6 protein-coding genes are annotated in these 8,730 nt (G+C 71.1%); 5 read left to right on the top strand and 1 reads right to left on the bottom strand.

The genetic code is table 11. The features are described from left to right. From ABZV94_RS38260 to ABZV94_RS38245, 4 genes are all read left to right on the top strand, one after another. Window positions 1–1,920: M4 family metallopeptidase (locus ABZV94_RS38260; protein ID WP_356349105.1), on the top strand; the 1,920-nt coding region annotated here is incomplete at its 5' end. 250 nt (window positions 1,921–2,170) lie between these two features. Beyond that, window positions 2,171–3,811: a M4 family metallopeptidase gene (locus ABZV94_RS38255; protein ID WP_356349103.1), complete on the top strand. Its 1,641-nt coding sequence runs from the start codon at window positions 2,171–2,173 to the stop codon at window positions 3,809–3,811. Window positions 3,812–3,883: 72 nt separating this feature from the next. Beyond that, the gene (locus ABZV94_RS38250; RefSeq protein WP_356349101.1) at window positions 3,884–4,405 is read left to right on the top strand and encodes a DUF1990 domain-containing protein; all 522 of its coding nucleotides are present in this window, start codon (window positions 3,884–3,886) and stop codon (window positions 4,403–4,405) included. A gap of 59 nt (window positions 4,406–4,464) precedes the next feature. Then, window positions 4,465–4,884: a contact-dependent growth inhibition system immunity protein gene (locus tag ABZV94_RS38245; protein WP_356349107.1), complete on the top strand. Its 420-nt coding sequence runs from the start codon at window positions 4,465–4,467 to the stop codon at window positions 4,882–4,884. A 96-nt stretch (window positions 4,885–4,980) separates the two neighbouring features. On the opposite strand, the gene ABZV94_RS38240 is transcribed toward ABZV94_RS38245, so the two are convergent. Continuing rightward, window positions 4,981–7,599 carry a glycosyltransferase family 1 protein gene (locus ABZV94_RS38240; protein WP_356349100.1) on the bottom strand — a complete coding sequence of 873 codons (2,619 nt, stop codon included), beginning with the start codon at window positions 7,597–7,599 and terminating at the stop codon, window positions 4,981–4,983. Between the two features lie 331 nt (window positions 7,600–7,930). On the opposite strand from ABZV94_RS38240, the gene ABZV94_RS38235 reads away from it, so the two are divergent. Further along, a partial coding sequence (locus ABZV94_RS38235; protein ID WP_356349098.1) for a maltotransferase domain-containing protein occupies window positions 7,931–8,730 on the top strand: 800 nt, incomplete at its 3' end.

The raw sequence follows: 8,730 nt of genomic DNA, 5'->3' as shown, positions 1-8,730 counted from the left end.
CCGGCGAGCCCGCGGGCCGGCAAGGCGAACCCGGCCCACGCGGCGGTCCGGCTCACGCCCGCGCAGCGCGCCGAGCTGATACGCCACGCCGACGCCGGTACGGCCGCCACCGCCCGGCAGATCGGCCTGGGCGCCCAGGAGAAGCTGGTCGTCAAGGACGTCGTCAAGGACGCCGACGGCACGCTGCACACCCGCTACGAGCGCACCTACGGGGGCCTGCCGGTGCTCGGCGGGGATCTGGTGGTGACCACCACCGGGGCCGGCAAGACCATGGAGGTGATCCGGGCCACCGGCGCCACGCTGAAGGTCGCCGGTCTCACCCCGGCCGTGTCCAAGGCGGCGGCGGAGAAGCAGGCCGTCCAGCGGGCGAAGGCGCTCGGCGGGACCAAGCCGGCCGCGGACAGCGTCCGCAAGGTGATCTGGGCGGCGACCGGCAAGCCCGTGCTGGCGTACGAGACGGTCGTCGGCGGCCTCCAGGACGACGGCACCCCGAACCAGCTGCACGTCGTCACGGACGCGGCCACCGGGAAGAAGCTCTTCGAGTACCAGGGCGTGAAGAACGGCATCGGCAACACCCAGTACAGCGGCCAGGTCACCCTGACCACGACCCAGTCGGGCTCGACGTACACGCTCACCGACGGGGCGCGCGGGGGCCACAAGACGTACAACCTGAACCGGGGCACCTCCGGCACCGGCACCCTGTTCTCGCAGTCCTCCGACACGTGGGGCAACGGGACCACCTCCAACGCCGCCACCGCCGGCGCGGACGCCCACTACGGCGCCGCGCTCACCTGGGACTTCTACAAGAGCACGTTCGGCCGGACCGGCATCAAGAACAACGGCGTCGGCGCCTACTCCCGCGTGCACTACGGCAACTCCTACGTGAACGCGTTCTGGGACGACAGCTGCTTCTGCATGACCTACGGCGACGGCTCCGGCAACGCCAAGCCGCTGACCTCGATCGACGTCGCCGGGCACGAGATGAGCCACGGCGTCACCTCCGCCACCGCGAACCTCAACTACAGCGGCGAGTCCGGCGGTCTGAACGAGGCGACCAGCGACATCATGGCCGCCGGCGTGGAGTTCTACGCGAACAACTCCACCGACCCGGGCGACTACCTGGTCGGCGAGAAGATCGACATCAACGGCAACGGCACCCCGCTGCGCTACATGGACAAGCCCAGCAAGGACGGCGCGTCCAAGGACAACTGGTACTCGGGCATCGGCGGCGTCGACGTGCACTACTCGTCCGGCCCCGCGAACCACTTCTTCTACCTGCTCAGCGAGGGCAGCGGCGCCAAGGTGGTCAACGGCGTCAGCTACAACTCGCCGACGGCCGACGGGCTTCCGGTCACCGGCATCGGCCGGGACAAGGCCCTGCAGATCTGGTACCGGGCGCTGACCACGAAGTGGACGTCCACGACCAACTACGCGGGCGCCCGCACCGGCACCCTCGCGGCGGCCGGCGAGCTGTACGGCACGACCAGCGCCGAGTACAAGGCGGTGCAGGACGCCTGGGCGGGCGTCGGGGTCGGCTCGCGCTCCGGCGGCGGGGGCGGCGGCGGCGGCGGTACGTCGTACGAGAACACCACGCCGGTGCCGGTGCCGGACAACGGCCCCGCCGTCACGTCGGGCATCACCGTCTCCGGCCGCAGCGGGAACGCGCCGGGCAACCTCCAGGTGAGCGTCGACATCACCCACACCTGGCGCGGTGACCTGGTGATCGACCTCATCGGTCCGTCGGGCACCGCCTACCGGCTGAAGAACTTCAGCTCCTCGGACTCGGCGGACGGCGTGAACGAGACCTACACGGTCAACGCCTCGGCCGAATCGGCCAACGGCACCTGGACGTTGCGGGTGCAGGATCAGGCCACCTACGACACCGGAACGCTCAACAGCTGGAAGCTGACCTTCCCGTAAACCGCACGCCACGAGCCCGGGATCACGGGGCTGTCCGGGGGTCGAGGCCCTCGGACAGCACCCCGTTCACACGCCCGAAACGTTATCCGGACAGTTGACTTTCGGCCAACATCACGTCAGGGGCCTGACATGTACGCGCCCTTGATGTCACTCTCTCTCCACCCGCCGCAGCAGCACCGCAACTTCACAACGCCACACACTCCGGCAGTAACCCCACGCTGCCCGGACTCCCCCACGAGAAGGAGCTTCTGTGAGCCCCCTCTACGCGCGTCACAAGCGCACCACTCTGGCCATCGCCACCGCTGTCGCCGCCGGAGCCCTGCTCGCCACCGGTGTCACCACCAGTGCCACCGCCCAGACCGCGGCCAAGCCCCTCGCCGCCGCCCCGACCGCACTGTCCGCCGCTGCGCGCACCACCCTGATCCAGCAGGCCCAGGCCGACGCGGCCGGCACCGCCCGGCAGATAGGCCTCGGCGCCCAGGAGAAGCTGGTCGTCAAGGACGTCGTCAAGGACGCCGACGGCACCGTCCACACCCGCTACGAGCGCACCTACGCGGGCCTGCCGGTGCTCGGCGGCGACCTGATCGTCCACACGGCCAAGTCCGGCAAGACCCAGGGCGTCACCAAGGCGACCAAGTCGGCCATCAAGGTCTCCTCGCTCAAGCCGCAGATCACCGCCGCCAAGGCCGAGAAGCAGGCGGTGTCCGCCGCCAAGACGCTGGGCTCCGCCAAGACCACCGCCGACGGCGCCCGCAAGGTGATCTGGGCCGGCTCCGGCAAGCCCGTCCTCGCCTACGAGACCGTCGTCGGCGGCCTCCAGGACGACGGCACCCCGAACCAGCTGCACGTCATCACCGACGCGGCCACCGGCAAGAAGCTCTACGAGTACCAGGGCATCGAGAACGCGACCGGCAAGACGCTGTACTCCGGCACGGTCACCCTCAACTCCGTGCAGTCGGGCTCGACCTACCAGCTCACCGACAGCGCGCGGGGCAACCACAAGACCTACAACCTGGCCCGCAAGACGTCCGGCACGGGCACCCTGGTGGCCAGCTCCACCAACGTCTTCGGCACCGGTACCGCCTCCAGCTCCTCCTCCGACCAGACCGCGGCCGCCGACGCCGCCTACGGCGCGGCCGAGACCTGGGACTTCTACAAGAGCACCTTCGGCCGCAACGGCATCAAGAACAACGGTGTCGGCGCCTACTCCCGCGTGCACTACGGCAACGCCTACGTGAACGCGTTCTGGGACGACAGCTGCTTCTGCATGACCTACGGCGACGGCTCCGGCAACGTCGACCCGCTGACCTCGCTGGACGTGGCCGGCCACGAGATGAGCCACGGCGTCACCTCCAACACCGCGGGCCTGAACTACTCGGGCGAGTCCGGCGGCCTGAACGAGGCCACCTCCGACATCTTCGGCACCGGCGTGGAGTTCTTCGCGAACAACGCGTCCGACCCCGGTGACTACCTCATCGGCGAGAAGATCGACATCAACGGCGACGGCACCCCGCTGCGCTACATGGACAAGCCCAGCAAGGACGGCGGCTCGGCGGACTACTGGTCCTCCTCCGTCGGCAGCAAGGACGTGCACTACTCGTCCGGCGTCGCGAACCACTTCTTCTACCTCCTGTCGGAGGGCAGCGGTTCGAAGACGATCAACGGCGTGACGTACAACTCGCCGACGTACAACGGCGCCGCCGTCACCGGCATCGGCCGCGCCAAGGCGCTGCAGATCTGGTACAAGGCGCTGACCACGTACATGACGTCGACGACCAACTACAAGGCCGCCCGCACGGCGACCCTGAACGCGGCGTCCGCGCTGTACGGCTCCACCAGCACCGAGTACAAGGCGGTCGCGGCGGCCTGGACGGCGGTCAACGTCAGCTAGTCCGCACCGGCTCGCGCACAGGGCGGCACCCGGGACGTGGTCCCTCCGGGTGCCGCCCTACCCTTGTGACCCATGTCCTCGGCGCCCTTCACCTACGAGCCGGTCGGCGCGACCCGCGACGACCTCACCTTCTGCCCGCCCGGCTTCCACCCCATGCTGGTCCGCACCCGTCTCGGCGAGGGCCAGGAGGTGTTCCAGCGGGCCGCCGAGGCGGTCCTGACCTGGGAGATGCACCGCGCGCTCGGCGTCGGCATCGACGCCACCGCCGACCGCGCCGCCCCCGGCGTCGACGTCACCGTCACCCTCGCCGGCGTCATCAGGGCCCCCTGCCGCGTCATATGGACGGCCGAGGAACACCGCCGGGCCGGCTGGGCCTACGGCACCCTCGAAGGCCACCCCGAGTGCGGCGAGGAGACCTTCCTGGTCGACCGCACCGGCGACGGCACGGTCTGGCTGACGGTGGCGGCCTTCAGCAAGGCCGCCAAGTGGTACGCCCGCGCGGGCGGCCCGGCGACCCGGGGACTGCAACACGCGTACGCGCGGCGGTGCGGGGTCGTGCTGAGGAGGCTGTGCGGGAACCTGCCGGAAGCGTGACCGCTGGAGGAGGCCGGAATTCGCTCGTGCGGCGGCGCGCGCCCGTACTCGCGGAGATCATGCTCTCGGATTTTGTTGACAGAAGCAGGTCCATCGAAGAGCTCGAGGGGGATCGATGGCCCGATCCCCCGGGGGACAGCACCAGCTTGGTTCGCAGCGTTCACGAGTTGAGGAGGCGAGCCATCGAAGATCTCTCCGTGGAGGATCTACGCCGGCTGATCGCCCAGGATGTCGGCCTCCACTGGCTCCTTCCCGTTGCTCTGGACTTCCTGCGCGAGACAGCACCGCAGGAAGCGGCGGGCGGCTGGTACGACGACGACTTGCTTTCGGCGGCATTGACGCGGAAGGAATCGGTGTGGAGGAGCGCGCCGGAACTCGCACGTCACCTTGACGGGACAGTCCGCATGCTCACCGACCTCTCGCCTTACGTTCAGCGAGAGGTGGACGAATTCCGCGCCACTCTGTCGGACGTGCTGTGAACGCCTGCGTACCTTCCGCGCAGCGGCAGCCGCTCCGGGCCCGTCGCCACTGCCGCGCTCGCGTCGGTCTGCGGTGAGTCGGCGAGGAGGCGTCCCTCACCGCAACACCATCCCCGCCCCCTCCCCCACCTCCTCCGACGGCACCGTCACCAGGCCCAGTTCGGCGGCGGAGGACAGGAGGGGGTGGGTGGGCAGGATGCGGACCGTGTAGCCGTAGGGGCCGGTGCGGTCCAGGGAGAGGGGGCCCTCGTACAGCAGGCGGCCCTCCAGGTCGGGGGTGCCGGCCGGCTTCAGGGGGACCACCGTGGCGTCCGTGATGCGGTCCTCCGCGTCCACCCGCCCGGACACCGCCTGCACCTCCACGTCGTCGGGGCTCAGCTCGCCGAGGCCGACCCGTACCCGCAGCCCCACGGTGCCGCCCAGTTCCGCCGTGGCCGTCGTCGCCGTCGTCTCGACGTGGTCGACGCTCACTCCCGTCCAGGCGGCCCGCACCCGCGCCTTCCACTCGGCGAGGTCCCGGGCCGTGTCGGGGGTCAGCGCGCGGTGCGCCCGCGCGGCGGGGGCGTAGAGCCGGTCGACGTACTCCCGGACCATGCGGCCGGCCAGCACCTTCGGGCCGAGCAGGGAGAGGGTCTGGCGGACCATCTCGATCCAGCGGTCGGGCAGACCGGCGCGCCCGCGCTCGTAGAAGCGGGGAGTGATCCGTTGCTCCAGGAGGTCGTAGAGGGCCGCCGCCTCGATGTCGTCCCGGCGGTCGGGGTCGGTGCCGGCGCCGTCCGCGGTCGGGATCGCCCAGCCGAAGTCCGGCTGGAACCACTCGTCCCACCAGCCGTCCAGGACGGAGAGGTTGAGGCAGCCGTTCAGCGCCGCCTTCATGCCGGAGGTGCCGCAGGCCTCCAGGGGGCGCAGCGGGTTGTTCAGCCAGATGTCGCAGCCCGGGTAGAGCTTCTGCGCCATCGCCATGCCGTAGTCGGGCAAGAAGACGATCCGGTGGCGGACCCGGGGGTCGTCGGTGAAGCGCACCAGCTCCTGGACCAGGCGCTTGCCGCCGTCGTCCGCCGGGTGCGCCTTGCCCGCGACCACGATCTGCACCGGGCGCTCCGGGTGCAGCAGCAGTTCCATCAGGCGGTCGCGGTCGCGGAGCATCAGCGTCAGGCGTTTGTACGACGGGACGCGGCGCGCGAAGCCGATCGTCAGGACGTCCGGGTCCAGCACCCCGTCGATCCAGCCCAACTCGGCGTCACCCGCTCCGCGTTGCCGCCAGGAGGCCCGCAGCCGCTCCCGTACCTCCAGCACCAGCTGCTCGCGCAGGGTGCGGCGCAGCTCCCAGATCTCCTGGTCCGGGATGTCCGCGACCGCGTCCCAGCGCTCGGAGCGGCCGACGCTCAGCGCGTCCTCGGCCCGCTGGGCGCCGATCTGCCGGACGCCGAGCCGCAGCACCTCCGGCGCCACCCAGGTCGGCGCGTGCACCCCGTTGGTCACGGAGGTGATCGGCACCTCCTCGGCGTCGAATCCCGGCCACAGCCCGGCGAACATGTTCCGGCTGACCTGCCCGTGCAGCAGCGACACCCCGTTGGCCCGCTGGGCCAGCCGCAGCCCCATCACGGCCATGTTGAACAGGTTCGGCTCGCCGCCCGGGTAGGTCTCCATGCCCAGCGCCAGGACGCGCTGCACGTCGATGCCGGGCAGTTCGGCGTCGGGGCCGAAGTGCCGGCCCACCAGCTCCCGGTCGAAGCGGTCGATGCCGGCCGGGACCGGGGTGTGCGTGGTGAACACCGTGCCGCCCCGCACGGCCTCCAGCGCCGAGTCGAAGTCCAGCCCGTCGGCGCACAGTTCGGCGACCCGCTCCAGACCGAGGAAGCCCGCGTGCCCCTCGTTGGTGTGGAACACCTCCGGCTCCGGGTGACCGGTGAGCCGGCAGTACGTCCGTACGGCCCGCACACCTCCTATGCCGAGCAGCATCTCCTGGAGCAGCCGGTGCTCGCTGCCGCCGCCGTAGAGCCGGTCGGTCACCCCGCGTTCGCCGAGCTCGTTCTCCTCCACGTCCGAGTCGAGCAGCAGCAGCGGCACCCGGCCCACCTGGGCCAGCCAGATCCGGGCGCGCAGCGCCTTGCCGCCGGGCAGCGCCAGGGAGACCTGCGCCGGCGTGCCGTCGCTCTCCTTCAGCTGGGTGAGGGGCAGTTCGTTCGGGTCGAGCACCGGGTAGTGCTCCTGCTGCCAGCCGTCCCGGGAGAGGGTCTGCCGGAAGTACCCGTGCCGGTACAGCAGCCCCACCCCGATCAGCGGCACCCCGAGGTCGCTGGCCGCCTTCAGGTGGTCGCCGGCGAGGATGCCGAGGCCGCCGGAGTACTGCGGGAGCGCGGCCGTGATGCCGAACTCGGGCGAGAAGTAGGCGACGGCGGCGGGCAGGCCGTCGGCCTGTTGCTGGTACCAGCGGTCGCCGGTGAGGTAGTCGTCGAGGTCGTCGGCGGCGGCGGTGAGGCGGCGCAGGAACCGCCGGTCCCCGGCCAGCTCGGCCAGCCTGTCGGGTCGTACGCTGCCCAGCAGCCGCACCGGGTCGCCGCCGGCACCGGCCCAGCCCTCCGGGCAGACGGACTGGAACAGGTCGCGCGTTTCGGCGTGCCAGGACCAGCGCAGGTTGCGCGCCAGGTCGCTCAAGGGCCGGAGGGGGGCGGGGAGAACGGGACGGACGGTGAACCGACGGATCGCCTTCACATGCCACCTCGACGCGTCGCGGGGTGAGACGCACGGCGTTGTACGTCTCGTCGTCGCCTTCGACGGTAGTGGTTACCGCGCGGTCGGTGGGGACGTACCCGTCGGGGGTGTCGGAGGGGCGTCAAGACCCGGTCACCGGGCACTCGCGAAAGAGGGGCCGGTCTTGTGGGTGGACGTACGCGTGAGTAGTTAACAAAGTGCCGGATTGCCCACCCGAACCGGGTGGGAAGGCTCCTCCGGTACGCACCCCACAGGAGCACCACAGCACCTCGCAGGACCCACCTCCCCATGTCCATCCGCCATACCCTCGTTGCAGCGGACAGGAGCGGTCATGCCCGCCACGCACCACTCGTCAGCACCACCGACAAGCAGTAAGGCCAAGGCCACAGGAAAGAAGACGACGGGCAGGAAAGGCACGGCGCCGGCCGGCGCCGGCGGTCCGTCCACCGCCGTCGACGCCGCCGGGGAACGGTCCTCCCCGGACACGGCCACCACCGTGGGCCGTATCCCCGTCCTCGACGTACGTCCCGTGGTCCAGCGCGGCCGCCGGCCCGCCAAGGCCGTGACCGGGGAGTCGTTCGAGGTGTCGGCCACCGTGTTCCGGGAGGGCCACGACGCCGTCGCGGCGAACGTGGTGCTGCGGGACCCGGCGGGCCGGCCGGGCCCCTGGACGCCGATGCGGGAACTCGCCCCGGGCACCGACCGCTGGGGTGCCACCGTCACCGCGGGCGAACCCGGCCACTGGACCTACACGGTGGAGGCCTGGTCCGACCCGCTCGCCACCTGGCGGCACCACGCCCGGATCAAGATCCCGGCGGGCATCGACACCGAACTGGTCCTGACCGAGGGCGCGCAGTTGTACGAGCGTGCGGCCGGCGGGGTCCCGGAGGACCGGCGGCAGGCCGTCCTGGACGCGGCGGCGGCCCTGCGGGACGAGAACCGCCCGGCCGCCTGGCGGCTGGCGGCGGCGCTGGCGCCGGAGGTGGAGTCGGTGCTGGCCCGGTATCCGTTGCGGGAGTTGGTCACCGCCTCGGATCCGATGCCGTTGCTGGTGGAGCGTGAACGCGCCCTGTTCGGTTCGTGGTACGAGTTCTTCCCCCGTTCGGAGGGCACCGCCGAGCAGCCGCACGG

Source organism: Streptomyces sp. NPDC004658, assembly GCF_040609555.1.
Taxonomy (GTDB): domain Bacteria; phylum Actinomycetota; class Actinomycetes; order Streptomycetales; family Streptomycetaceae; genus Streptomyces.
This window is presented reverse-complemented; position numbering and strand designations above follow the sequence as displayed.

What these genes read in the sequence shown, in the direction of transcription:
- ABZV94_RS38250 (WP_356349101.1), top strand. Translation starts at nt 3,884, where the DNA reads ATGTCCTCGGCGCCCTTCACCTACGAGCCGGTCGGCGCGACCCGCGAC.
- ABZV94_RS38245 (WP_356349107.1), top strand. Translation starts at nt 4,465, where the DNA reads ATGCTCTCGGATTTTGTTGACAGAAGCAGGTCCATCGAAGAGCTCGAG.